This window comes from Mycobacterium sp. IS-3022 (assembly GCF_001500065.1).
GTDB lineage: Bacteria > Actinomycetota > Actinomycetes > Mycobacteriales > Mycobacteriaceae > Mycobacterium.
Map to the genome: position 1 here is coordinate 1 of NZ_LQIN01000036.1, position 1719 is coordinate 1719.

The window sequence follows — 1719 nt, forward strand, 5'->3', positions numbered from 1 at the left end:
ATGAATCCCGTCCGCAATTGACCGCCACGGCCTCAGGACGACGCTCCACTTGCACGGCGAACAACTCAGGAACCGATGCCGCCGCGGATCGCGGTGCACTCAGCACCCGCCGGTTGCCCACCTCGTCCAAGCGGTGGTGCTCGCCGGCATCGAGCAGGTCTATCGCGGCGATCGCTCGATGCGGATCGGCGGTCATGGCCGTCAAGACCCGCTCGAACCGCTCGAGCAACGTGGTGACGGTGTCGGGTTCGAAGACGTCGGTGCGGAACTCGACCGAACCTGAGATCCCTGCCGGCTCAGCGGTTTCCGTCCACTGCTCGGACAACGAGAACGACAGATCCATCCGTGCGGTGTGGGTGTGCACGGGAATCTCGGTGACCTCGAGCCCGCCCACTGCCAGTCGGGCGGCTGGATCGCTGGTGTGCCCGGGAAGGTTCTGCCAGGCCAACAACACCTGGACGAGCGGATGATGGGTCAGGCTCCGGGTTGGGTTCAAGCGGTCGACCAGGACCTCGAAGGGCACATCCTCGTGCTCATACGCCTCGATGCTGCGTCGGCGCACTTGCGCCAGTAGCTCTTCCACCGTGGGATCGCCGGACAAGTCGACGCGCAACACCAACGTGTTGACGAAGAATCCCACCAACTCGTCGAGGGCGGGATCGGTGCGTCCGGCGATCGGAAAACCCACCGCCACATCGGAGGTGGCGCTCAGCCGCGACAGCAACACCGCCAGAGCGGCTTGGACCACCATGAAACTGGTTGCGTTGGATGCGGCGGCCAACTGACGTACCCGCCGCTGCAACTCGGCCGGCCAGTCCAGCCGCACCGTCGCCCCCTGCTGGTCGGCCACGGCGGGATAAGGGCGATCAGTCGGAAGCTGCAGCCGCTCCGGCATGCCCGCCAATGCGTCGCGCCAGTAGGCCAGCTGCGTGGCGATGGGGCTGTCGCCGTCCTCGAGATCACCGAATTGGTCGCGCTGCCACAACGCGTAGTCGATGTACTGCACAGCCAACTCAGACCACTCGGGAGCACTCCCCTGACGTCGCAATTCATACGCCTGCCCCAGATCGCGCGCCAGCGGTGTCACTGACCAGCCGTCGAAGGCGATGTGGTGCACCACGATTCCCAGCAGGTGCTGTTGCCGGCCGACCGCGTAGATCTGGGCACGCAGCGGAATCTCAGCCGACAGGTCGAACGGGTATCCGGCCAGCGCCGACAACCCGTCGAGCGCATCGCGCTCCGACATCGTCTCAACCAGAGCGCCGCGGTGCCGCCACATTCCAGCGCGGGCGGGCAGTACCTGTTGGGATGGCACGCCGTCGGTTTGCGGATAGATGGTGCGCAGCACTTCGTGGCGCGCGACGACGTCGTCGAGGGCCGTGCTCAGCGCCTCGACATCGAGCGGACCGCAGATCTGCAGCGCGGTCGGCATGTTGTAGGCGCCACCCTGCAATTGGTCCAGGAACCACAGCCGACTCTGGGCGAACGACAACGGAATTGGCGCGGGCCGCTGGACGGCAACCAGAGGGGCGCGCCGATCCCCGTCAGTCCTGACGTGTACTGCCAGCAGGGCAACTGTGGGCGCGTCGAACAGCGTGCGCACGGTCAGATGGGCATCGATAGACCTGGCGATCGCGGCGACGACGCGCATGGCCGATACGGAGTCTCCGCCGAGGTCGAAGAAGGAGTCGTCGATGCCGACCCGCTGCAGGTCGAGGA

The 1719-nt window shown here is 66.1% G+C and carries 1 protein-coding gene; it reads right to left on the reverse strand.

All coding sequences use genetic code 11. The features are described from left to right. A partial coding sequence (locus AU188_RS18855) for a condensation domain-containing protein (RefSeq protein ID WP_286137556.1) occupies positions 1-1719 on the reverse strand: 1719 nt, incomplete at both ends.